Genomic DNA, 25,328 nt, shown 5'->3' with positions numbered 1-25,328 from the left:
CGGATCGGGCAAATGCAAAAACTGGTAAAATATCTGCTTCCTTACCGCTTTATTGTAGCGGCGGCTGTTTTTTTGATCTTCCTGCAATGTTTGACGCAGCTTCTGCTCCCGGATTTAATGGCAAAAATGGTTGATGTCGGTATTGTCGGCGGCAACATTGATTACATTTACGAAATGGGCGCCTACATGCTTGTCATTACCGTTTTCAGTATGATTTTTTCAATCGCCGCGGGTTTTTTCACGTCCCGGGCGTCCGCCGATTTTTCAAAACTTCTTCGGAAAGATCTTTTTGATAAAATCGACCGTTTTTCGCTGGAAGAATTTGACCGCTTCGGAACGTCAACGCTTGTCACCCGAACAACGAATGATGTCAACCAACTCCAAAATGTTATTATGATGATGCTTCGCGTCGTTGTCGTCGCGCCCTTGACGTTTCTCGGCAGCATTTTGCTGATGCTCAGCAAAGACATTTATTTGTCGCTTGTCGTTTTGCTGGTTATTCCGGTGCTTGCGGTTTTTGTTTATTTTGTTTCCCGAAAAATCATTCCGAGCGTTCAGGAAATGCAGAAGCAGCTGGACAATGTCAGCCGCATTTTGCGGGAACGGCTGACCGGCGTTCGCGTCATCCGCGCTTTTAACAAAGAAGAAGCGGCGTCGCGCCAATACGAAGCGGCAAACGCGGATTTGACCGCCGTTTCATTAAAAGTCAACCGGATTGTTGCTATCCTCTTCCCAGGAATGCTTTTCTTAATGAACTTGGCGACCATCGCCGTTTTGTGGTTCGGAAGCTTCAGAATCGAAACCGCGAATTTGACCGTCGGCGACATGATGGCATTTATTCAGTACGTGACAATGATTATGATGTCAGTCGTCATGGTTTCGTTTATTTTCATAATTATCCCGCGCGCCAAAGTTTCCGCCGACCGCATTTTGGAAGTTTTGAACACGGATGACACGATTCCGGATCCGAAAACGACGGCAGAATTTGAAACGATTTCAGAATCTGAAAGCCTTTCAAAACCCGAAAACATTTCAACTGTTCCGATTGTTGAATTCAAAAATGTTTCTTTCCGTTATTCCGATTCCGAAGAGTTGATTTTGAAAAATATTTCTTTTTCCGTTCGGCGCGGCGAAACGGCAGCGCTCATCGGCGGCACGGGTTCGGGAAAAACTTCTTTAATCAGCTTGGTGCCGCGCTTTTATGATGTTGCCGACGGTTCGGTTTGCGCAGACGGCATCGATGTCAGAGACGTTCCCCAATCCGAACTGCGCCGAAAAATCGGCTTTGTGCCGCAGACGGCGGTTCTTTTTTCGGGAACGATTGCCGAAAACATCCGCTACGGCAAAGAAGACGCAACGGAAGAAGAAATCTGGAAAGCGCTTGAAATCGCCCAAGCCTCCGAATTTGTTGAAAACATGGACGAAGGAATCCATTCTTACATTTCTCAGGGCGGCACAAACATTTCCGGCGGCCAGAAGCAGAGGCTGACCATCGCGCGCGCCATTGTCAGGCGCCCCGAAATTTACATATTTGACGATAATTTTTCGGCGCTGGACTATAAAACAGATGCCGATCTCAGAAACGCGCTTCGGGCAGAAGTCAAAGACGCCGCCGTTCTCATTGTCGCGCAGCGCGTTGCCACAATTAAAAATGTTTCCAAAATTATTGTTTTGGATAACGGCGAAATTGCCGGCATCGGAACGGATGCCGAGCTGACGGCCAATTGTGAAGTTTACAGAGAAATTGCGGCATCGCAAGAAGCTGTTTCCCCGGATTCATCTCAAGGCTCACTTCAAGAAACTGAATCTCAAACAGACAACACGGAGACAGCAGAATGAGCTCTTCAAAGCCGTCTTCGTCTTCGTCGTCGCCTTCGTCGTCATTTTCCTCCTCCTCTTCTCAATCTCAAAACCGTACGTTTACGGGACGAAAAAGAAGAGGTCCGAACGGTCCGGGACAGGGTCCGGGATTTCTCGGAACCGTTGAAAAGCCGAAAAACTTCAGGACAACATTAAACCGGCTGCTCGGGTATTTGAAGCCGCATCGGACAGGGATTGCGGTTGTTTTGATTTTAGCCGTTTTGAGCACGGCTTTTACGGTTTTGGCGCCGCTGATTATCGGTGACATTATCAATGTTTTATTTGAAGGCGCTGTCGAAACTGTCGGCAATATCAGTGGCAGTGTCAATGGCAGCAGTGGCGGCATCGGCAGCAACGGCGGCGGCAGCAGTGTCGGAAGCGGCGGGTACAGCAGTCAAATTTCGATTGACTTTTCGGCCGTGACAACTTTGCTTCTTCTTCTGCTCGGGCTGTATGTCGGCAGTTCTGTGTTTGCTTACTTCCAGCAGTATATTATAGCGGGCGTGACGCAGAAAGTTGTTTCCGACTTGCGTTCGGAAGTCGGCTCCAAATTGTCGCGGCTGCAGCTGAAATATTATGATACGCATACGCACGGCGAAATCATGAGCCGGATTTTAAGCGATGTGGATACGATCAGCAATACGCTTCAGCAGGGCGTTGTTCAGCTGATTACGGCATCCGTGACGCTTCTCGGGATTATTCTGATTATGCTGTATTTGAATCCGCTGCTGACGCTTATCTGTTTCCTGATTTTGCCGATCTCGGCGGTTTTGACAAAAATGATTGTCAGCAAATCCCAGCCGTATTTTAAGAAGCAGCAGGAGATTACGGCGGATTTGAATGGTCATGTCGAAGAGATGTACACGGGGCACAAAATCATTAAAGCGTTCGGCCGGGAACAAAAAGCGTCGGAAAAGTTTGACGGCATCAATGATGATTTGTATGATGTCGGGTGGAAGTCGCAGTTTATTTCAGGCATTGCGATGCCGGTTCTGTTTTCCGTTCAGAATATCGGCTATGTGATTGTTTGTATCGTCGGCTGTCTGTTTGTTTTGGCAGGGTCGATGAATATCGGAAATGTTCAGTCGTTTATTCTTTATTCCAAGCAGTTTACGCAGCCGATTACGCAGATTTCAACCGTGATTAATACGATTCAGTCAACACTTGCGGCGGCCGAACACGTCTTTGAAATTCTGGACGAAGCGGAAGAACTTCCCGATTCGCCTTATGCCGAAGATGCTGTTAATCCGAGAGGTGCGGTTGTTTTCGACCACGTTTCTTTCGGCTACGAGCCGGAAAAGCCTGTCATTCGGGATTTGAATCTGACGATTTATCCGGGCGAATCGGTTGCGATTGTCGGTCCGACGGGTGCCGGAAAGACGACGATTTTGAATTTGCTGATGCGGTTTTATGAAATCGGCGGCGGCCGGATTTTAATTGATGATATTGATATCACAAATCTGAAGCGTCATGATTTAAGAGATATGTTCGGCATGGTTCTTCAAACGCCGTGGCTGTTTAACGGCACTGTTCGCGAAAATATTGCTTACGGAAATGAAGAAGCATCTGATGATGAAATTATTCAAGCCGCAAAAGCCGCGTACGCCGACGCTTTCATCCGAAGGCTGCCGAACGGATACGATACGGTCATTAACGAAGATGCTTCCAACATTTCCGAAGGTCAGAAGCAGATGCTGACCATTGCCCGCGCATTCCTCTCAGATCCTGTTATTCTGCTCTTAGACGAGGCGACAAGCAACGTCGACACGCTGACCGAGGTTCACATCAGAGACGCGATGGCAACGCTGATGAAGGGCAGAACGAGCTTTGTGATTGCGCACCGCCTCTCGACTGTTAAAAACGCGGATTTGATTTTGGTGATCAACAAAGGCGAAATCATTGAGCGCGGAAACCATGATGAATTAATGGCGGCAGACGGCTTTTATGCCATGCTTTACAACAGCCAGTTCAGCAGCGCAAATCTGGATGAAACTTTTGAACAGGTTGAAAAGAAAATTTCAAGCCGCAAAAATTCGACGGTTCATTCTTAATGATAAAATCTTAAAAATCGTTATATATTTTGATATAATTAATCCAAATTGTCAAATCGAATATTTTTTAACTTATTTCAGTTAATCAAAAAGTTGTATTTTTGATTTTTGAAATTTGAATAAATCTGTAAATTTGTTATTGTTCGTTTTATTATTTTTTAGACTTCTGCTACCTTTTTTAAATCTGGCTGATTTACTGCTGTTGTCTGTTCTGCTTCCGTTTACTCTGTTGTTTCCATTTGTTCGGCTTCTTCCATTTGCTCTGCTGCTTTTATTTGCTCTGCTGCTTCCATCTGCTTTGCTGTTTCCATATGCATCATCTCATTTTTATCACATCCGCTCGCTACGCGAGCGTGGGCACAGATTACCTTACTGTTTCCGTTTGCCGCCGTTACCTTACTGTTTCTGTTTGCTGCCGCTACCTTACTGTTTCTGTTTGCTGCCGCTACCTTACTGTTTCTGTTTGCTGCCGCTACCTTACTGTTTCTGTTTGCTGCCGCTACCTTACTGTTTCTGTTTGCTGCCGCTACCTTACTGTTTTTGCAATACAGTCGCTGCTTTGCAGGCCTTGCTTCTGCTTTTTGCTGCCGCTGCTTCTGTCGTTGCTGCTGCCGCCGCGCGCGTGAGCGGGGCAGATTTCAAAAAATAAATCAAAAACGAACCCGGTTTTTAATCGAAATTTTATACCGGCGGTATGCGGAAAAAAAGAAAAGAGAAAAAAGAAGGGGCGGTTTGAATTCTTTGATTCAAACCGCTGTTGTTTTTTGATATTTTATAGGTTCTATTTTACATTTTTATTATGTGATCACGCAGCAAAGATTTCTGACTTTTTCTTTTTCGCCGACGACGGAAACGATGTCGCCTTCGTGGAATACAAATTTGCCGTCGGGGTTCATGATGATTTCTTCGTCGCGCTCAACGCCGACAACCAGGCATTCGGATTTGTCGCGGATGGCGCAGTCGCAAAGCGGTTTTCCGAGGAGCGGGGAGTTGTCTTCCACGACAAACTGCTGAAGGATGACTTCTGTTTCGTCTTTCTTTTCAGGCTCCAAAGAGTGGTCTTCGATTTCCCGGCCGAAAGCGTCCATCTGCTCGTCGGTTCCGAGAACGATGATCTTGTCCCAGGCATAAATGCGGACACTGCCGCCGGGGATGTTGTAGCGCTGGTCGCCCCGGATGATTGAAACGACATTGACGCCGTATTTTCTTCTGAAATCCAGTTCGGCAAGTGTTTTTCCGATGACCGGGGACGTCGGGGTCACTTCAAAGGTGTCCATGTGAATATTTTCAAGCGCCGAGACATCAGCTTCTGTTTTGAGTTTGCTGACGCTGCGTTCGTTTAAGTTCTGCATGAAACGGTCTTCGAATTTGGTGTACTGCTTCTGAAGCGTCTTTGACCAAAGCGCAAATGAAATCGCGAAGATGACAAACACGGCAATCATACCGGCTTTGGACGTGAATTCTATGAAAATCACATAGCTGACAACCAAAGCGGCAATAATGAAGCGGACCAGCATCAAAGAAACCAAATAGCCTTTCTTGAAAGTCGGGTCGTTCCAAAGCGTTTCAAAGTTTTTGGTTTTCAATTTGCTCATTAAAAGCGCACTGAGGAAAGGCGCCATGACGAGCAGCGTAATCACAACGGAAATTAACGATCCCTGCCAGCCGCCGATGTGCCCTTTGATGAACGGGGACAAATACATCACGGATAAAAGGGCAATCGCCGCCAAAAGAATGCCGTAAATAACGACGACAAAAATATTGGTTTTAAGAACTTTTTTCCATGTGTTGTCTTTGTTAATTGTTTTGCTGCCCGATCCGTAATTATTCAAAAAGTCGCGGGCGCGCGCCGGCAATATTTTGTTAAACGCTTCATAAGCGCGGTCGGAATACTTAATCATATACGGAGACGTGAATGTTGTAATCACGGAAACCGCAATGACAACCGGATAAAGGAAATCGCTTGTGACTTTCAGACTTAAACCGAGAGCAGCGATAATAAATGCGAATTCTCCGATTTGCGCGAGTGAAAATCCGGACTGCATGGAAACTTTCAAATTCTGGCCGGAAATCAAAACGCCGAAACTGGAGAAGAAAGCTTTTCCGAGAATTGTTGCAAGTGTGATAATGACAATCGGGCCGGCGTAGTCAACCAAAACTTGCGGGTCAAGCATCATGCCCACGGACACGAAGAAAACGGCGCCGAATAAATCTTTAATCGGTTTTGTGACGTGTTCGATTTTTTCACCGTCAATGGTTTCCGCGAGAATGGATCCCATAATAAACGCGCCGAGCGCGGATGAGAAGTGAGCTTCAACAGAAAGAACAACCATTCCGAGACACAGTCCGATGCCGACGATTAAAAGGGTTTCATCATTCATGTATTTGCGGATGTATTTGAAAACTGTCGGCAAAATGTAAATGCCGGCAATAAACACTAAAACCAGGAAGAAAACCATTTTTCCGACGCTTTCAATGAGCTCAATTCCGAGGGATGACTGTGCGAGAACAATTGCCGGGAGCAGAACCATCATTAAAATCGCGATTAAATCTTCCACGACCAAAACGCCGAAAACGACGTTTGTGAATTTCTGTCCCCGAAGTTTCAGATCTTCAAAAGCTTTGATGATAATCGTTGTGGATGAAAGCGCGAGCATGGAACCTAAAAACAAACTGTCCATGTAATTCCAGCCCATTAAATAGCCGATGGCAAAGCCGATGACAAGCATTGAAACAACTTCGGTCACTGCCGTAATGGATGCCGTTCCGCCGACTTTCATTAATTTTTTAAAACTGAATTCCAAACCGAGACCGAAGAGAAGGAAAATGACACCGATGTCCGCCCACACGGCAATATTTTCCGAATCCGATATGGATGGAATATATTGACCGATGTTTTCAGGCAAATATCCGGCCAAATATCCGCTGATCAGCAGCCCGGCAACGATATAGCCCAAAACCAGCGGCTGTTTGAAACGCTTGAACACCAGCGTCATAACACCCGCGGCAATTAAAATCAATGCTAAATCCATAATCAGCGGCGATAATTCCATCGACATAACGGTGACTCCCCTATCTTCAAAAAATAAATATTGTCAAATATCCGGTTTACATTTAAAATTTAAAGTAACTTTTCAATATAGATAAAAATAAATTAAAAATATTTCCCTGTTTGGTTTACATTTAAAGGGAGTTTACAATCAAATCCTGTTTGCTTCTGCTGCCATCTGCTTCTGTTGTGTCTGTCTTTATCGCTATCTGTGTACGTTTGTTTCATGTGTATCATCTCATTTTTATCACATCCGCTCGCTACGCGAGCGTGGGCACAGATTACCTTACTGTTTCGTTCCGCTGTTACCTTACTGTTTCTGCAATACAGTTGCCGACTTGCCGGCCTGTCGGCTGCTGCCGCCGTTGCCGCTGTCTGCTACTGCCGCCGTTGCCGCTGTCTGCTACTGCCGCCGTTGCCGCTGTCTGCTGCCGCGTTCCCGCGCGCGAGCTGCTCCGTTTTTAAAATCAAATCCAAAAAGTTGAACCCGTTTTTGAATTAAAAAAGAAGTTGTCACACAAATAAAAATAGAATCCGAAAATCAGGTCTGTTTTTTGAAAATAAAACAGAAATCAAGCCGAAATAAAAATGGAAATAAAAACAAAAAAAAGATGAAAGAAAGCTTTACGCTTTCTTTTCGGAAATGCCGATTGTGATTTGAATGCCTTCAATATCCCAATCTTTTACCAAATCGCCCGCAGGGGCTCCGGAGTTCAATGTTAATTCGCCGGCACGGACTTCATTTGCGATTGTACCGGTCATTTCTTTGAGCAAATCGGAAACGCGGGCGTCTTTGATTTCAACGGCGGCTGAAATTTGATCGTCGACGGCCAAATCAAGTTCTTTTCTCATGTCTTGGATTCTGCGGACCACTTCACGGGTGTAGCCTTCCGCTTCCAATTCTTTGGTGAGCTTTGCGTCGACATAAACCATGCCGCAGTCGGACTCGCTTCCGGCGATTCCTTCGGGAATCAGTTCTTCAAAAACAACCATGTCGGCCGTGATTGTGACGGCTGTTCCGTCGGCCAGGGTGAGCTCCATTTCTTCGACGCGGTCAAACACTTCTTTCAAAGATTTGGCGCCGGCTTCAATGAGCGCGTCGGCGACTTTTTTGGCATCCTGCTTGAATGTCGGGCCGAGAACGCTTTGGTTCGGCGTCATCTGAACGTCCAAATCTTTCCAGGCCTCGCCGACGGCAAGCACTTCCACATCTTTGGAATTGGTCTGCTCCAGCAAAACGTCTTTCAAATGCATCAGCGCAGCGGCCACGTTCTCATCGTTCGGAACAACGACGATTCTTGAAATCGGCCATCTCAGCTTGCGGCCTGCTTTTTGGCGGGCGTTTGAAGAAGCTTCGACAACTTCTCTGACGATTTCCATGTGCTCTTCCATTTCCTTGTCCGTGAAAATCTCTTTTACGGCCGGCCAGTCGTTCATGTGAACGGAAAGCGGCGCGCTTTCGTCAATGTTTTTCACCAGATTCTGATACATCGTTTCGGCCAAATACGGCATGAACGGCGCGGAAAGCTTGGCAATCGTTACATATGTCTCGTAAAGCACGGCGTAAACGGCCAATTTATCGGGATCGTTTGCCTCCGTCCATGTTCTCGGGCGGATGAGCTGAATGTACCAGCGGGACAAGTCTTCCAAAATGAAATTGAACAAACTGCGGACAGCTTTGTGAAGCATCTTTTCATCCATCGCTTCCGTCATTTCAGAAACGGTTGACTGCAGGCGGGAAAGAATCCATTTGTCTTCTTCGCGCATGCTGCCGATCAATGATTCTGCCGGATGTTCAAGCGGGTTGAAATTGTCCAAAATCATGTAAGGCAGCGGGAATTTGTAAACGTTCCAAAGAATGTTGACGGTTCTGTTGACGGTGGCGACGTCGTCCCAAACGAATTTCAAATCGTCCCACGGCGCGCTCGACGAAAGCGAATAGGCGCGGAGAACGTCGGCGCCGTATTTTTCAATCACTTCATCGGGCGTCACAATATTTCCGAGACTTTTTGACATCTTTTTCCCGTCTTTATCCATCGTAAAGCCGTGCATCAAAACGCTTTTGTACGGCGTTTTATCAAATGCCGCGATGGATGCACCGAGCTGGGAATAAAACCAGCCGCGGGTTTGGTCGTGTCCTTCCGTAATGAAGTCTGCCGGCCACATCTTTTCAAATTCGTCCGTTCTGCCGGGGAAGCCGAGTGTTGCGAAAGAAGCAACGGCCGAATCAAACCAAACGTCAAAAACGTCTTTGCTGCGCACCATTTTGCCGCCGCATTCACAGTCCAAAACAACTTCGTCGACATACGGGCGGTGGAGCTCAATGTCTCCGGTCAGGTGCGCTTTTGTAATTAATTCCTGTTTTGTGCCGAAAACGACGCGCTGCTTACAGTCCGGACATGTCCAGATCGGAACGGGAATGCCCCAATAGCGCTGGCGGGAAATGCACCAGTCGCGGGCGTCTGCCACCCAGTCTCTGAAGCGGGCGGATCCGGCCCACTCGGGCGTCCATTCAATGTCATTGTCAATGGCGTCCAGCATCTCATTTTTAATCTGTCCGACATCTAAGAACCACTGCTCGGTGGCCAGATAGATGATCGGCGTTTTGCAGCGCCAGCAGTGTCCGTATCTGTGATTGATTTTGCCCTGTGAAAGCAGCAAATCTTTGTTTTTCAAATCTTCAATGATAATTTCATTGGCGTCGCGGATGTTCATTCCCGCGTATTTGCCGGCTTCTTTGGTGTAAGAACCGTTCGGGCCGACGGGGCAGAAAATCGGCAGACCGTATTTTGTGCCGACATTAAAGTCGTCCAAACCGTGTCCGGGCGCGATGTGAACAATGCCCGTGTTGTCCAAAGAAACGTAATCCGCCGGATAAACGGCGTGCGCCATTTCAGCCTGCGCCGGAACTTCTTCGGCCAGCGGCGCCATATATTCCAAACCCTGAAGGTCAGCGCCTTTTTTCGTTTCCAGAATTTCGTGAGAGGTGTATTTTCCTCTTTTCATGATGAGCGGAATGCTTTCCTTGCCGATGAGAAGCGTTTCAACTTTGCCGTCTTCGCGTGTCGCTTTGACAAATGCGTATTCGGCATCCGGATGGACGGCTGCGGCAACGTTGGACGGGATGGTCCAGGGCGTTGTCGTCCAAATCACGACATAAGCATCGGTTTCGCCTTTGATCGGGAATTTAACGTAAATGGAAGCGTCGTCGCGGTCCATGTATTCGACTTCGGAGTCGGCAATTGCGGTCTCGCAGCGCGGGCACCAGTTAACGACACGTTTTCCTTCTTCCAAAAGTCCTTTTTCATGCGCTTTTTGAATCACCCACCAGGCGGCTTCGATGTATTCGTCTTTAAGCGTCATGTACGGATTGTCCCAGTCCATCCAAATACCGAGCGCTTTGAATTGGTCGGTCATGTCGCCTTTCTTTTCAATCGCGAATGACTTGCATTCCTGAATGAAGTTGCCGACGCCGAATGTTTCAATGTCTTTTTTGGTTTGGAAACCGAGTTTTTCTTCGACTTTCACTTCAATCGGCAGGCCGTGCATGTCCCAGCCGGGCGTGTCCGTAACGGCGTCGCCGCTCATGGATCTGTATCTTAAAATAGAGTCTTTAATGACTTTGTTCCAGGCCGTTCCCATGTGAATGTGTCCGGTCGTATACGGCGGCCCGTCCACAAAGAAAAATTTCTTTCCGTTCTTTCTTCCCTCGCGCGTTTTATGATACGCGTCCGTCTCATTCCAAAATTGATTGATTTGTTCTTCAACCTTTTGGGTTTCATATTTCTCGGGTATTTCCTGAAGCATGAATTGTCCTCGATTTCATTAATAAGTTTAAGATGATGAATAATAATTCAATAAATTCAAAATTCTGATTTTAAAGTTTATTTAAAACAGATTACAGGATGACGATTTTTCGAATCCGTCCTGTGATTTCAAATTTATATGTCGTGATATAAGATGTGAACAAACACGCCCTTATCTTAAAAATATTTCGAGATTTTGTTTTTAAAACGAAAAATTCAAAATTTGAAACCAAAATTTGAAATCAATATTTAAAATCAATACATATATATAATTTGTATAATAATATATTATCTAAAATCCAATTTTATTTTTTTATTTGATTTCAATTTTTAATGGGCAAGGGGCAATTTAAACAATGAAGCAAACAAGTTATCTTTTCGTTTTTTTCATCTTTTTGTCGGCGGTCGTTCTTCTTTCAAATACAGGCGCAGCAGCTGCCGGCGATCCGTTTCATTTGAGGAGCGAATTGGCACCCGATGTGCTCCGGTCGCTGACAAATGACACGGCAGGAATCACATTTTATTTTGCGGATCAATGGCACCGGTCGTTTGAAGAAACGCTGGGCGAAGAATACGGCATCGGCAGCGTTCCTGTTCATCTCTATCAAATTACAAAAGAGCTGACGGCGGATAACAGTCTTCCCGGAAATCTGAACGAAAAGGCGGCTTTATACAAAACATATTACGTTGAGCCGCAGAGCTCTGAAAGTTCTGTGACGGTTCAAGCCGCAGATTTTCAAGAACAGGCCAAAATGAAAAATTGGAAACTCAATTCAAGCTTTCAGCCTGATTCGTCTTCGGGATTCGGTCAGGCATCCGGCGAGACGGCTGACATTGAATTCGGTTCAACTCGAGAAATTAATTTTTACTTTGACATGCCCGACTGGGAATATGCCGTCGGCGGCGTTGGAATTGGAATCAGCGATTTGAATCAGACAACTTACGCGGACGAAAGCGGCAAATCCGTTGATTTGAAAGAAGTTATTGTTTACAACACCCCCGGCATTTTTTATACGGCTTCTTCCAATCCGGGAAATAACCAAAAGAATGACCACATCACATACATTTGGCTGGGCAGCGACATCAATCAAAACGAAATGAGAAAATCCCCGACCACAATCGATGATCTTGAAGCGCGGAAGTATGCGTGTTTTGACATCAATCTCAATAAATCCGGTCTGATTTTTGACGGCTCGACCGTCCGTTCATTCAGCGGCGCAAAAATCGGCATCCAGGAAACGCGCGAAGAGTATTGGCACAAATGGGTTCAATGGTTCCACACGAGTGCTTATGACACGGTTGCCGTCATGGCTGTTCGGGCAAGTGTCACCAATACGGTTCCGTTTGAAGTGAAAATTCAGAATTCTTATTTGGTCGGCGGAAACGGTTACGGATTTATATTTGTTTCAGACGGCGCGAAAAATGTCACGAATCATTACAGCAACACATTTTATGTCGGCCCGCAGCTCTTTTGGAACGATTACGGCATGAATATCTTGGATGACACAGAAGTTGTCATTGACGACCCGCGCTACAAAAATAACGGCGTCATTCATTACGAAGACATCAGCGGCAGCCCGAAATCACTGACTTTGAATTTAAACGATTCAAGAGATGCCGGCCCCGCTTATTGGGGAGAAGTCGGCGAAGTGTCCGGCCTCATTTTCCGGGGCAATGTGACGGCTTATAAAACAAATACAGGCGATATTGTTTCGTTCTTTTGGATCCGAGATTATACGCAGGATGTTGTCATCGAAGAAGATGCCGTTGTGAATTTGAGATACAAAAACAACAACACAGATTCATTATACAGCGGTATTTTTTATTTTGATCCGAGTGTCAGCGTTATTGTCGGCCGCAACGCCGTTTTCAATGCCAATTGCGACAATACGTTTACCGCAACCAAAATCAAAGATTTGGTTTTGGAAGAAAACAGCCGGGTAACGATTGCAGGCTCGGGAAATCCGGTCATTACATTCCTGAATGTCACCGGCAATTTGGAAATGAATCAGGATTCCGAATTAACGGTTTTCACAACGCACCGCAATGCCTACAGAGTTTTTAATCTCGGCGGCTCGGCTTTGCTGAAAGATTATTCCAATTTAAATGTCACGGGAAACAGCAACAACAGTGCGATGTTTAACGCTTCCAACCTGACTTTAAATCCGTATGCAAAAGCAAAAATCGTAAACAACGGATTCGGAACCGCGCTGCAGATGAACAATTTAACGGCAGACGATTTTTCGGAAATTTCCGTCGCTCTGATGAGCAATACGACAAACGCAAGCGCCAATGTCTTCACTCTTCGGGGCGACCGCGTCGAAAATGCCGTATTTTATAATGCCGGCTCGGGCCGCGGCTTAAACATCCGAAGCGCAAGCAGCGGCAATTTGAATCTGACAAATATGACCGAGATTAAACATTGGATGATTCCGAATTCGGCCGGCTATGACTCTGACTCCGGCATCGTTTCGGGAACGCCGTCTTATAACTGGTCCCAAGACACAGATTCCGACAACGGATTTAATGCCGCCGCGTGGGTCAATGCCGGCGGCTGGATTCAGTCGGCGGACCGTTTGGTTTCCTCAAATTATACAGGTGATGAAGTGCTGAACAACACCACTTTTTCTTTGGTTGAGTGGAATGGTTCGGTTTGGAACAATAAAACAACGGTCACAATGAAAGGGCAAACCGGTCCGTTTTCGGTGACGCTTCATTGGAATGACTTGAATCAAACAATTAACGGCGGAGATGTTCGTTATGGGCTGCCTGTTTCGACGGATTTGGATTTAAATGCGCTGGAGCCGGTTTATCCGTATCATAATTTTGTTCAATGGTACTCGGATTCGGCGTTAACAGATCTTTATGACATCGACCAAGAGCCTGTCACTCATGCGATTCACCTGTACGGCGAGTGGGAGTCGGACGGCACCGTTTTTGTTCATTACAAAGCCAACGGCGGATCCGGCGTTTATGCGCCTGTTCCGGTGATGCCTCCGGAAAAGCATATCGTTTTGAGCAATTCCGAAACCTCTTTCAAACGGGACGGCTACAATTTTTCAAATTGGAATACACAGTCTGACGGCAGCGGTTTGAGTTGTTCTCCGGGTGATGAATTGGAGATGATTGAAGATACGGATTTGTATGCGCAGTGGGTTTTGACAGAATATTCGATTTATTATACGTTTAAAACGGAAAGCGGTGCAGATCTCGTTACTCAGGGAACTTCTGACAATCCCGATAAATATACTGTTTTGAATACGCCGATGACATTAAAAACAGCATCTGCTCCGGGTTATACGTTCCTTCGCTGGTCGGATGAAAATAATTTGCCTGTTTCCGGATTGGAGGCGGGCAGCACGGGGGAGCGCCGGCTGACGGCTGTCTTCAGCGACCGTCTGATTGTTTATTCTTTGGTTTATGATTTCAAAACGGTGGGCGGCAGTTCTTTATTGGTGTCGGGTCTTTCCAATAATCCCGGCTCATACACGGTCGCCGACACGCCTCTTGTTTTAAACAGCGCGTCTGCTTCCGGCTATACTTTCATGCATTGGGAGAACAGTCTCGGCGAAATTGTCACGGAAATTGAAAAAGGCAGTGCAGAGAATTATAAGTTAACGGCGGTGTTTGAAGACACCGAAGTATCTTATGAAATCCGCTATCGTTTTGAAACGGAGAGCGGAAAAATTCTGCAGACCGGTTCTTCTTCGAATCCTGATTCGTACACAATATCGGACACACCCTTGGTTTTGAAGCCTGCATCTGCAGACGGTTATTCATTTTTGAACTGGGAGAATGAAACGGGGTCTGTTCTTTTCGAACTGGATGCCGGAAGCACCGGAAACCGGGAACTTACGGCTGTTTTCAGCGACCGTGAGGTTATTTATTCGCTGATTTATGAATTTAAAACGCAGAACGGCAACCCCTTGAAAACGACGGGCTCAACAGAAAATCCGAAAACATATACGGTTTCGGAGACGCCGATTGTTTTAAAACCTGCGTCGGCGCCCGGCTACACATTTATGCAGTGGACGGATGAAAACGGTTCTGTTACGGCTGTTCCCGCGGGAAGCACCGGAAGCAAGACGCTGACGGCTGTTTTTAACAACGCCGAAGTTGTTTACAAGATTGAGTATACTTTTGAAACAATGAGCGGTAAGCCTTTGTCGGTTCAGGCGTTTTCCAATAATCCGGCTTCATATACTGTTTCGGATACGCCGCTTGCTTTAAACGCATCAACGGCGGACGGCTATTCTTTCCTTTACTGGAAAGATGAAACAAACTCGGCTGTTTCGGATCTTCCTGCCGGAAGCACGGGCGGCCGCAAGCTGACGGCTGTTTTCAGTGACGACGAGTCGGTTTTCGGAATTGCTTACAAATTTGAAACTGAAAACGGACAGCCTTTAAAAACGTCGGGATCAACCGATAATCCGAGATCTTACACGGTTTCGGACACGCCGATTGTTTTAAAGGATGCTCAGGCGCCGGGCTATCAGTTTATGTATTGGAAGAATGAAACAAATTCCGCTGTTTCCGAGATTGAGAAAGGAAGCACGGGGGGCCGGCAGCTGACGGCCGTTTTCAACAACAGTGAGCTTCGCTATCAGATTTCGTATCTTTTTAAAACGGAACTCGGCAATTCTTTGTCAACGCCGGGATCTTCTTTGAATCCGTCTTCGTATACTGTTTCAGATACGCCTTTGACTTTGAAGGAAGCGGCGGCCGACGGGTATAATTTCCTTTATTGGACGGATGAAAACGGTCTGGAAATTTCCGGCTTGGATGCGCAAAGCACAGGGAATCGGATTTTGACGGCCGTTTTTGATGATTCGGAAATCATTTATTCGATTACTTATGATTTCAAAACAAAGGGCGGTTTGCCGTTAATGACTTCGGGTTCGTCATCAAACCCGGACAAATATACGGTATCTGACACGCCTGTCGTTTTGAGTCCCGGAAATGCGCCGGGCTACAAATTCCTGCATTGGGCGGATGAAGACGAGTCCGTGATTTCGGAGCTGGCGGCCGGAAGCTTCGGGAACCGTATGCTGACAGCCGTATTTGATGATGAGGAAGTTGTTTACAGGATTGATTATGTTTTTAAAACAAAAAGCGGCAAACCTTTGGCTGTTTTCGGAACGTCCGACAATCCGAAAACTTATTCCGTTTCGGATACGCCTGTTGTTCTGAATGCAGCGGAAGCGGCCGGTTATGCTTTCTTGTACTGGACAAATGAAACCGGCAGTGTCATTAACGCATTGGATGCGGGAAGCACAGGCAACCGTGAGCTGACGGCAATTTTCAGTGACGATGAAATTATTTATACGATTATTTATGAGTTTGAAACCGTAAGCGGTGACTCGTTGCTGACAACCCCTTCTTCGAATAATCCGTCTCGTTATACTGTTTCGGATATGCCGTTTAAGTTAAAAGACGCCGATGCGCCCGGCTATCTTTTCCTTCATTGGGAGAACGAGACGGGCGCGGTTATTTCGGAAGTTTCGTCGGTGACCCGCGTTTCCGGCAGTTCTTTTGTCAGAAGCGATCTTGATTATATTTTGCTTCATTCGGATTTGCTGATCTTTGCCGATTTGGAATCTTATTATCCGGATGATTTCCATCAAAAGTCGGCCGAATCGGATTTGGAGCGGACGCGCGACCGTGACCTGACGGCCGTCTTCAGTGATCAGCCGACGGTTTATAAAATTACTTATGTCAATGCCGATTCGTCGGAACATAATAATCCGCTTTCTTATACGGTTGAAGAGACAATTGTGCTCGAAAACGCGTCCCGGAAAAATTATCGGTTTGAAGGCTGGTACAAAGATTCGAAGCTGAGCGAGGAAATCACTCAAATCGGGCCGAAAATGACGGGCGATTTGAGCATTTACGCAGACTGGAGTGAAAATAACAGTTCCGGCGGCTCAGGCGGCGGTTCGGGAGGCGGCACGGGCGGGGGATCCGTCAGCCCGAGTGAACCCGATCCGAGTCCCGGCCCCGGCCCCGAACCTGAGCCGGAGCCCGGACCGGAAACGCCCGATCCCGGAACACCTGATCCTGAGCCGCCGGAAGGCGGAAACGAAATGCTGCAGACGGTTGTTATTTTACTGTTCCTGACAGCAGTTTGTGTGTTCGTATTTGTTCAAAGAGAGCTTGAAGAAGAGGAATCTGATACGAAAAATGATATGAAAAATGATATGAAAACGAATCATGAAACAAGTGAGCAAACAGATGGAAAATTTAATTGAAAATTAAACTGAAATTAAATTGAAAATTAAATTGAAAATTAAATTGAAAATTAAATTGAAAATTAAATTGAAAATTAAATTGAAAATTAAATTGAAATTAAATCGAAAATTAAATCTAAAGAATTCGGGTTTAATTTTTGATTTTTACTTTTTTAAACACCGATTTTTGTTTTAAAAATGTTTTAGCCGCGCGGTCAAAATTTGTCAGAATCAATTGTGTCAGATGTCTTTGTTTTTGATTGTTTTGACTTTCCAGCCGTTGATGTCTTTTAATTCGTTGAAAAGCTGGATAATGTTGTGGTCTTTGCCGCTCCAGTAAAAATCTTTTTTAAGCGTTTTTTCTTTTGAAAGCTCGTCAAAAAGAGCGATTGTCAGGTTGTAGACGGCTTTTTCGGAAGAAAACGGAATGTTAAACGCGACACGGTATTGGTCGCTGCAGCGCCCGTAGGAAACAAGCGTGTAGCCCATTCGCTGATAATTTTGAATATCATCGAAATCGCAGAGAATTTCGGTTTCATGAGACGTTGAATTGTCAACGGCCGATATTGTTTTTAAAATCAGGCCGATGGTGTAGTCCGGAATTTCAGACCGGCACAAAAGCGTGATTTTGCCGTACGTGCAGATCAAGTCGATGTCGTCGTTGCCCATTTCAAACGAAACAAGCGCTTGAGGGTCAATTCCCGAAAGTTTGACCTTCACTCTTTCTGCTGACTGCAATTCACGATTAAGCACAAAAACACCTCGAAAAAAAATGTGTTTAACAATTCAAAACCCAACTAACAATTGAGAATTTCTTATTTAATAATATTCCAAAAACCGATCTAATTTCTTAACTCTGCAGACTATATATTATTTTCTGATAATAATTCTATTCTATTCTTATAAAATGAAAGTGAACGGCGTGATCTGTCATTACAAATCAAGAATAATTGATGAAATATATCAAAAAATTAACCAAAAATAAAACCAACGAACAATAACAGAACAAAACAAAAATGCGATTGAAAACAAATTTTTAAAAAATCGGGTTTGTTTTTGTATTTTTTTAAAAGCCGCACAGCTCGCGCGCGATGCGGCTGCCGGCAGCGACAGCAGCGACAGCAGCGACAGCAGCGACAGCAGCGACAGCAGCGACAGCAGCGACAGCAGCGACAGCAGCGACAGCAGCGACAGCAGCGACAGCAGCGACAGCAGCGACAGCAGCGACAGCAGCGACAGCAGCAAACAGGCCGGCAAGTCTGCAACTGTATTGCAGAAACAGTAAAGGTAGCAGCAGCAAACGGAACCGGTAAGGTAGCGGCGGTAAACGGACTCGGTAAGGTAATCTGTGCCCACGCTCGCGTAGCGAGTGGATGTGATAAAAATGAGATACAAGTGGTACGCAGACCGGGGTGCACAAATAATTTGTTCCGGAAGCAAACATAAATGCAGACTGATATTAATTATGCAGCAGATGCAGTAAACAATAATAAAGACATCAAAATATAAAAAAATCAAAAACAAAATAAGAATCGAAAACAAAAGTTAGAATCAGAAAACTAAAAATAAGAATCGAAAAACAAAAATCAAAATAAAGTAAAAAAATAGAAAAAAACCCGTGTCATTTGGTTGACACGAGTGTGCTGATGAGTGAATTATCTTTTCTCAAAGTTTTTAATTGGTTGGCCGGGCCGATGACGGTCAATTTCTGCTGGCCTGAATCTTTTTTGAAGAGTTTGCCGAGGAATGACGGGTTGCCTTCGTCGCGCGGGTAACTTTCAATTTCAAGGCCGTAGAAATCTTCTTCGATTTCGGTCATGGTCATTTCAATCAGTTTCGCTTCTTCCATCGGGTCAAGGCCTTTTTCCAAGACCATGATTTTTCCTTTGCGCACTTCGTCAATAATGTAGCGCACTTTTTCAGTGGAACCCATTCTGGAGAGTTTTGCGTCGGAAACCAAATCAAGTTGAATATCGCTCATTTTGAATCACCCGAACTGTTTTGCAATGGCTTCATAGAAGGTGTCCATGTTTGTGCCGTCCAATGCGGAAATGCCGATGAACGGGTGCTGCGGGAACGCTTCTTTGATTGCTTCCGGATCTGCTTCGGGAAGGTCGATTTTGTTGGCGACGATCAAAAGCGGCAATTTGCGGGCTTCCATGTTTCCGATAACGGTCACGTTCACCTGCGTGTACGGGTTTTCGGTGGCATCCATCACTAAAATGACGCCGTCCAAATCGTCCAGCCATTTGACGGATTCGATAACGCCTTCTGTTGCTTCTTTGGAGCGCTGCTTGGATTCTTTTTCGCCCATGCCTTCTTTCATAAAGTCGTGGAAGTCGATTTTTGTCGCCAAGCCGGGGGTGTCAACAATATCCAAACAGATTTTGCTGCCCTTGGATTCGATTTCCAGCTTGTGGTGGCGCTGCGCTTTTCTGGTTTCGTGCGCAATGTGGGAAACGGAACCGACGGGTTCAGATTCATCATCCTTCCAGTCTTTGACGATACGGTTTGCAAGTGTTGTTTTGCCGGCATTCGGCGGTCCGTAAATGCCGATGCATGCATTTTTCTTTTTAAACAATTTGCCGAAAAAATTTTTGAATTGAGAAATTACACCCATATTTTTCCTCCGGGGGAAAATTAAAAATTTTGAATTCGCCGAATTTAATTCTGAATCGACTTAAATTCATTGAAATGTTGAACGAACCGGAATCTGAATTGAAATCCAATCAGAAATCCGATCCGAAATATAATTTTGAATAAAAACATTGCCGCCGCCATGATTCTTTCATTTTGCCGGTGAAATGTAATTATAGAAAAAAGTCACAGCTAGTATTTATAATTCATGTCGTCGGCACAAAAATTAACAAAGTTAAAACAGCCAAAATCAGCAAAGTTGAAACAACAAAAATCACAAAGTTAAAACAACAAAAACCGGCAAAGTTGAAACAGCAAAAATTAGAAAAATTATGAAAATTAAAACTTCAAAAATTAATGAAAAGCTGAAACTGTGGAAATCAAAATAAAATTTCAGTTTTCAATTCCTGTTTTTTTCAATTCCTGTTTTTCAATTCCCGCTTTTTTCAATTCCTGCTTTTTGCTTTTCTTTGTCATGCATCTGCTTTTTGCTTTCCAGTTCTTCTTCGATTTCTTCTCTTTCCGCTTTTTCAAACATTTTCGGAAACGGTATAAAACAGCAAATAACGGTTGCAACCGTGAGCGGAATCAAATATTCGATCGGACAGATGATTAAATAAACCAAAACGGTTGCCACGGGCTTTCGAAGCACCATTCCGGTCATTGCCGCGGAGCAGATGAGGGCGGAAAACGTCGGATCAACCGGAACAATTTTTGAGAACGCATACCCGAGAACAAGTCCGGAAAAGATAATCGGGAAAATGTGTCCGCCGCGCCATCCGGTTAAGAAGCAGAGGCGCGAGACAAATATTTTAACGACGGCGGTTAAAAGCAAAATGAAGGCTGACATTGTCGTCCATTCGACGGCGATTTGAGCGATCTGCGCTTCGCCGGAAAACAGCGTGTAAGGCAAAAGCAAACCGGCCAGACCGAGAATGAAGCCGCCGACAGTTGCCAAAAGCACTTTCTTTTCTTTAATCGGCCGAATTCCTTTACGGATCAGAATGCCGAAAATGTAATACAAATAGCCGAAAAGACTGCTGATAACGGCAAGCGGAAGGATTGCAAGCCATTCGTTTAGGCCGAACGGCACATATTCGTAGCGGTAAATGCCGGATTCGGGAAAAATGTGGGACAAAACGGCAAAAACACCGAACGCAACAATTGCCGACGCGAAATAAATCAGATTTTTCGAACGCTTCGGAAAAATATCCGGCTCTTCTTCTTCTTTTTCGCTGTTTATCTTTTCAGTATTTACTTTTTCGTTGCTTATTTTTTCGTTGCTTATTTTTTCGGCGTTTACTTTTCCGCTGTTTGTATTTTCGCTGCTTATTTTGTTTATTTCTCCGGCATCGTCATTGAATTCGTCAAAGATTTCGTCGTCAAATGCATCACTGCCAATTGTTATCGGTTTGTCGGCGGATTCGTCAAATGAAATAAACGAATTTTTTCGGGATTCGAAGATTTCGGCAAAACCGAAAAAAGGCGATCCGAACATTGCGCTGAGTGTTGCCGCCGCTCCGATTTCCGTATAAGCTTTGACATTCTTTGCCGTTGTTTTGATATGATCGGCAATCCAAGTGCTCAAACCGCCGAGAATTGAAACCAGCGCCGCTTCCGGGCCGATGCTGCCGCCGAAAACAAGCGGCAGAAATGCTGAGACCGCAACCGCCGGCAAATTTTTGTAATCGGCGCGTTTGGTTCTTTTGATTTCTTCAAGTTCAATCGACAAAACCCCCGGAACGCTGCCGAAATACTTCTTGCAAAGCCCGACCAAAACACCGCCGATCGTACAAACCGCAACCGGCAAATAGATAAAATCAATCCTTTCAGGCAAATCCGTCCAAATCAATTCCAGACAAAAATCCATCGCCCACAAAAAAAGCCAAGTGACGGCGCCGATAAATGCTCCCAAAATGAGCGCGTAAACTAAAAAAGTGAGTCTGTTCTTTGTTTTAAGCTCCATCTGCTGTCCCAACCAAAATTCCAATGAATTAAACCTGAAATAGCCTTATGGCTTTGACAATATTTATTTTTGCAGGGTTCAATAAAAAACAAAAGCAAAAACAAAAGCAAAAAATAAAATTCGATTTCGGCGAATTATTTTTCATAAAACGGGGTACGTTTTTGGTTGATTTTTCAAAAATTATGCGGCTCGCGCGCGGGCGACAGCGGCGGCAGCAGTGCAGGCAGCGGCGCAGGCAACGGCAGCAAACAGGCCGACAAGACGGCAACTGTATTTACGAAATCGGTAAGGTAGCAGCAGCAAACGGAAACAGTAAGGTAATCTGTGCCCACGCTCGCGTAGCGAGCGGATGTGATAAAAATGAGATGCAAGTGGAAACACATTCCACATTGCAGACAGTAATGGCAGCACACACAAAAGCGGCAGCACATTATAAAAAAGACGGTTTTTTGTTTTAATTGAAATCATATGGTCCATCTCCAATCCTCATTTTGCTCGCTACGCTCACAAAACTCGGATTGGAGGGGCGGTTCGCGGGATTTTCATCTCATTCATTATAAACCGAAACATCGGTTTATTTAAAGTTAAAGAAAAACGAACCCCCGTTTTTTCTTTTTATTTTCACGGAAGAGGGGGTTCGGATTTGAAAAGTTATGAAAAACGATGTTTCGTTTTTTGATTGAAAAAAAGTAAAAAGTCGGTAAGAATAATCGTAAAAACGGAAATCGTAGAAACAAGAATCGTAGAAACAAGAATCGTAGAAACAAGAATCGTAGAAACAAGAATCGTAGAAACAAGAATCGTAGAAACAAGAATCGTAGAAACAAGAATCGTAGAAACAAGAATCGTAGAAACAGAATGGTAAAAAACAAAAATGTTAGAAACAGAAATGGTAAAACAAGTAAAAAGAAAAACAATAAAAAAAAGAAAAACAATAAAAGAAAAAATGAAAGCGGTAAATTCTTACCACTTTACATTCGGTGAATCAATGGACGCGTCAATTGCCAGTTCGCCGATGTTGGCGGCGTAATCGGTAATTCTGCCGATGCTGTCAATGATGGTACGAATGCTGATCATTGTGCCGAAAGACAAATCGACCGACTTGTCAAAATAAGCGCGATTGAAATGCGTAATGAAGGTGTCCATATCGGTTTGGTTCTCAATGACCTGGTTTGCCATTTTCGGATTTAAAGTTATGACTGATTCAACCGATTTTTTGAAAGTGTCCATGGCAAAATCGGCCATTTTAGTGATTTCTTCCGTTCTTTTTTCATCCAGCTCGGGCGGGAACATCAGAACCATGTGAGCGATTCGGTGGGCGTGGTCGGCAATGCGTTCAATCGGCGCGGCAACCATTCTGTAATTATGATATTCTTCAATCGTGGTGTCCTGATCCGTGAATCCGGTTCCGCACAAAACCGCTTTGAACTGTTTTGAGATGACCATGTACAAACGGTCAACCTCATTATCTCTTTCCATAACGTCGGTGGCAAGGTCCGTGTCGCAGTTGCAGAAAGCAATCACACTGTCATTAAACATGGACGTCGTAATCAAAGCCATTCTTTGAACCGCTTTCTTAACAGAAAGTTCGTTCGGACTTAAAATGTCCTGAACCAAAACAAAATTAGACTGCTCCTCAATGATTTCGGGACCGATCAGTTTGTGGCAGACATCGCGGATGACTTTTTTCTGTTCCGCCGTAATTTTGGGGGCGGCAAATTCCATGATGTCATAGCCTGCCAAATATGTCGCGATAATTGCTCTTTCCAGCATTCGGCCGGTCACGTTTGAAATGTCGATTGTTTTTTTGCGGATCGGTTTGGAATCAACTTCCGGACTGATCAATAATTTCCCGTTCGGCTGCGGCTGAACACCGACGCGCGCGCCGGGCGTAATTCCCACCTTTTCCGCCCATTGCTTCGGCAGTGAAATAATGTATGTAGATCCTCCCGTCTGCTGTACTTTTCGCGTTTCCATTATTCATAACACCTTTTTTCAGAATTATTAAAATTTACTTAAAATTCAAATTTAAAATTAAAAAATAAAAATAACAATCGGAAATTTATTTATTTTTGCCTGATTAAATATGACTATACAATGTTTTTGTTTATATATATATTTCTCAAATTTACTATATTCTAAACTATAAATTAAATATTTCCATTTTCTTTTCTTTTTATTCTTCCTTTTCTTCCTTTTTCTTTCTTTCCTTCCCTTAATTTCCTTCCTTTCTTTTCTTTTTCTCCCTTTTCTTCTTTTTTTCTTTTTCAATTTTTTTCCCGTCAAAATATTTAAAATCAAATTGACATATTTGATGTACGAGATGCATAACCAATGAAAATTCAAAAAGGATACGGATGCGCCTTTGGCGGCGGGACAATAATCAATGCGGTTGCGGTATGGAAAGGATGCGCTTATGCCGTTGATTTGAAAACTTATGCCGAAGTTTGTTTATTCGAAGATTTGTCTTCGTCTGAAAAATCAAAACAAGCTGAAAAATCCGGAAAAATTGAAAAAAACGAAAAAATTGAAAAAAACGAAATTAAAGGCCGAATTTATGAAAACCCGACCGGGAATTCCGATTTAATCGAAAAGTGCGTTTCATATGTTTTAGAAGAGTTCGGCTGTTTCAAAAAAGCATCTGTTTTAACAAAAAGCGAAATTCCTATGGCCGGCGGCTTAAAAAGCAGCAGCGCCGCTGCTAACGCTTCCGTCATTGCGGCTTTGGATGCTTTGGGCGAAGAATTAAATCCCGAAGAAATTGTCAAACTCGGCGTTCGCGCAGCCAAAGAGGCCGGCGTCACAATTACGGGTGCTTACGACGATGCCTGCGCTTCTTTTTACGGCGGCGTTGCCGTCACAGACAACCGGAAACAAGAATTGATCAAACAAGAACCGTTTGAGTACGATGTTTTAATTTTAAATCCTGACACAACCGCCTTCAGTTCCGAAACAGATGTTTCGCGTTCGGTTTTAATGAAAGATCTTGTTGAAACCGCCTACGACATCGCTCTTTAGGGCGATTACAAAAAAGCAATGAAATTAAACGGCTTAATCTACTGCAGCGCTCTTCATTTCAGCCCCGAGCCTGCCATTTCCTGCATGGAAATCTGCAAAAAATTTGACACCGCCGCCGGCTTATCCGGCACCGGCCCTTCTTTTACGGCGCTTTTCCCGCGTTTTGATTCCGTTCCGGCAGATCAAAAAGAAGATTTGAAAGCCGCGATTCATGCCGTTCAAGAATCCTGGAAATCTCAATTCCCGAACAGTCGGATTTATGAAACCAAAACCTGCAATAAAAATGCGCTTAAAGAAAGCCGCCGCTTTTCAAAATACATGAAATCCGGTGATTTGAGTTTGGAAACACTTGAAATCGAGAAGCTGCAGTTTTGAGTTTTGATTCAGTTGTTTATCAAAAAACGTGGTTCTATTTTTTATTTTTTAAAAATTGCGTCATTGCGCGCGCGGCCGAACAGCAGACTGAAGCAGCAAACAGAAACAGCAGACTGAAGCAGCAAACAAAAGCAGCAGAAACAGCAAGACGGCAGCGGAACGACAGCGGAACGGCAACAAACGGAAACAGTAAGGTAATCTGTGCCCACGCTCGCGTAGCGAGCGGATGTGATAAAAAGCTGATGATAGCGGCAGTGCATGCAGCAGGCGCAATAACAAAAAAAGCAGTAACAAAAAAGCAGTAACAAAAAAAGCAGTAACAAAAAAAGCAGTAACAAA

16 protein-coding genes and 1 pseudogene are annotated in these 25,328 nt (G+C 44.7%); 6 read left to right on the top strand and 11 right to left on the bottom strand.

Annotated features, from left to right (window positions below):
• The first annotated feature begins 12 nt into the window (after nt 1-12).
• The 3 genes from MmiAt1_RS07855 (at nt 13) to MmiAt1_RS07845 (ending at nt 4,537) form a co-directional block, all read left to right on the top strand.
• Nucleotides 13-1,839 carry an ABC transporter ATP-binding protein gene (locus tag MmiAt1_RS07855; RefSeq protein ID WP_318786335.1) on the top strand — a complete coding sequence of 609 codons (1,827 nt, stop codon included), beginning with the start codon at nt 13-15 and terminating at the stop codon, nt 1,837-1,839.
• Complete coding sequence (locus tag MmiAt1_RS07850) at nt 1,836-3,911, top strand: ABC transporter ATP-binding protein (protein WP_318786334.1); 2,076 nt, start codon at nt 1,836-1,838, stop codon at nt 3,909-3,911. Before MmiAt1_RS07855 ends, MmiAt1_RS07850 begins: the two co-directional genes overlap by 4 nt.
• Before the next feature lie 311 nt (nt 3,912-4,222).
• On the top strand, nt 4,223-4,537 hold the full coding sequence (locus tag MmiAt1_RS07845) for a hypothetical protein (protein ID WP_318786333.1): 315 nt from the start codon (nt 4,223-4,225) through the stop codon (nt 4,535-4,537).
• Nucleotides 4,538-4,708: 171 nt separating this feature from the next.
• On the opposite strand, the gene MmiAt1_RS07840 is transcribed toward MmiAt1_RS07845, so the two are convergent.
• Nucleotides 4,709-6,970 carry a monovalent cation:proton antiporter family protein gene (locus MmiAt1_RS07840; RefSeq protein WP_318786332.1) on the bottom strand — a complete coding sequence of 754 codons (2,262 nt, stop codon included), beginning with the start codon at nt 6,968-6,970 and terminating at the stop codon, nt 4,709-4,711.
• Nucleotides 6,971-7,188: 218 nt separating this feature from the next.
• On the opposite strand from MmiAt1_RS07840, the gene MmiAt1_RS07835 reads away from it, so the two are divergent.
• Nucleotides 7,189-7,425, top strand: coding sequence for a hypothetical protein (locus tag MmiAt1_RS07835; protein WP_318786331.1), 237 nt, complete (start codon nt 7,189-7,191; stop codon nt 7,423-7,425).
• 159 nt (nt 7,426-7,584) lie between these two features.
• Here the strand turns inward: MmiAt1_RS07835 and ileS are convergent, their stop codons facing one another.
• Entirely contained in the window at nt 7,585-10,767 is a 3,183-nt protein-coding gene (ileS, locus tag MmiAt1_RS07830) for an isoleucine--tRNA ligase (RefSeq protein WP_318786330.1), read from the bottom strand.
• Nucleotides 10,768-11,122: 355 nt separating this feature from the next.
• On the opposite strand from ileS, the gene MmiAt1_RS07825 reads away from it, so the two are divergent.
• Nucleotides 11,123-17,014 (top strand): InlB B-repeat-containing protein, encoded by a 5,892-nt coding sequence (locus MmiAt1_RS07825; protein ID WP_318786329.1) that lies wholly within the window; start codon nt 11,123-11,125, stop codon nt 17,012-17,014.
• A gap of 219 nt (nt 17,015-17,233) precedes the next feature.
• On the opposite strand, the gene MmiAt1_RS07820 is transcribed toward MmiAt1_RS07825, so the two are convergent.
• The 8 genes from MmiAt1_RS07820 to MmiAt1_RS07785 all read right to left on the bottom strand — a co-directional run bounded on the left by MmiAt1_RS07820 (nt 17,234) and on the right by MmiAt1_RS07785 (nt 23,867).
• Nucleotides 17,234-17,746: a hypothetical protein gene (locus tag MmiAt1_RS07820; RefSeq protein WP_318786328.1), complete on the bottom strand. Its 513-nt coding sequence runs from the start codon at nt 17,744-17,746 to the stop codon at nt 17,234-17,236.
• A gap of 313 nt (nt 17,747-18,059) precedes the next feature.
• The gene (locus tag MmiAt1_RS07815) at nt 18,060-18,437 is read right to left on the bottom strand and encodes a hypothetical protein (protein ID WP_318786327.1); all 378 of its coding nucleotides are present in this window, start codon (nt 18,435-18,437) and stop codon (nt 18,060-18,062) included.
• Between the two features lie 177 nt (nt 18,438-18,614).
• Nucleotides 18,615-18,974, bottom strand: coding sequence for a DUF2073 domain-containing protein (locus MmiAt1_RS07810; RefSeq protein ID WP_318786326.1), 360 nt, complete (start codon nt 18,972-18,974; stop codon nt 18,615-18,617).
• Nucleotides 18,975-18,980: 6 nt separating this feature from the next.
• Complete coding sequence (locus MmiAt1_RS07805; RefSeq protein WP_318786325.1) at nt 18,981-19,613, bottom strand: Era-like GTP-binding protein; 633 nt, start codon at nt 19,611-19,613, stop codon at nt 18,981-18,983.
• 447 nt (nt 19,614-20,060) lie between these two features.
• A complete protein-coding gene (locus MmiAt1_RS07800; protein WP_318786324.1) occupies nt 20,061-21,620 on the bottom strand; it encodes a chloride channel protein in 1,560 nt (519 codons plus the stop codon).
• A 156-nt stretch (nt 21,621-21,776) separates the two neighbouring features.
• Nucleotides 21,777-22,073: a hypothetical protein gene (locus tag MmiAt1_RS07795; protein ID WP_318786323.1), complete on the bottom strand. Its 297-nt coding sequence runs from the start codon at nt 22,071-22,073 to the stop codon at nt 21,777-21,779.
• Between the two features lie 486 nt (nt 22,074-22,559).
• On the bottom strand, nt 22,560-23,573 hold the full coding sequence (locus MmiAt1_RS07790) for a phosphate uptake regulator PhoU (protein ID WP_318786322.1): 1,014 nt from the start codon (nt 23,571-23,573) through the stop codon (nt 22,560-22,562).
• Nucleotides 23,574-23,630: 57 nt separating this feature from the next.
• Nucleotides 23,631-23,867 carry a hypothetical protein gene (locus MmiAt1_RS07785; RefSeq protein WP_318786321.1) on the bottom strand — a complete coding sequence of 79 codons (237 nt, stop codon included), beginning with the start codon at nt 23,865-23,867 and terminating at the stop codon, nt 23,631-23,633.
• A gap of 63 nt (nt 23,868-23,930) precedes the next feature.
• On the opposite strand from MmiAt1_RS07785, the pseudogene MmiAt1_RS09410 reads away from it, so the two are divergent.
• Nucleotides 23,931-24,989 (top strand): annotated as a pseudogene (locus MmiAt1_RS09410) (shikimate kinase).
• A gap of 41 nt (nt 24,990-25,030) precedes the next feature.
• Here the strand turns inward: MmiAt1_RS09410 and MmiAt1_RS07770 are convergent.
• A complete protein-coding gene (locus MmiAt1_RS07770; protein WP_318786318.1) occupies nt 25,031-25,249 on the bottom strand; it encodes a hypothetical protein in 219 nt (72 codons plus the stop codon).
• Nucleotides 25,250-25,328 lie beyond the last annotated feature (79 nt).

It is taken from the genome of Methanimicrococcus hacksteinii, assembly GCF_032714515.1.
Classification (GTDB): domain Archaea; phylum Halobacteriota; class Methanosarcinia; order Methanosarcinales; family Methanosarcinaceae; genus Methanimicrococcus; species Methanimicrococcus hacksteinii.
The sequence above is the reverse complement of the archived record's forward strand: the minus strand, read 5'-3'. Positions and strand labels throughout refer to the sequence as shown.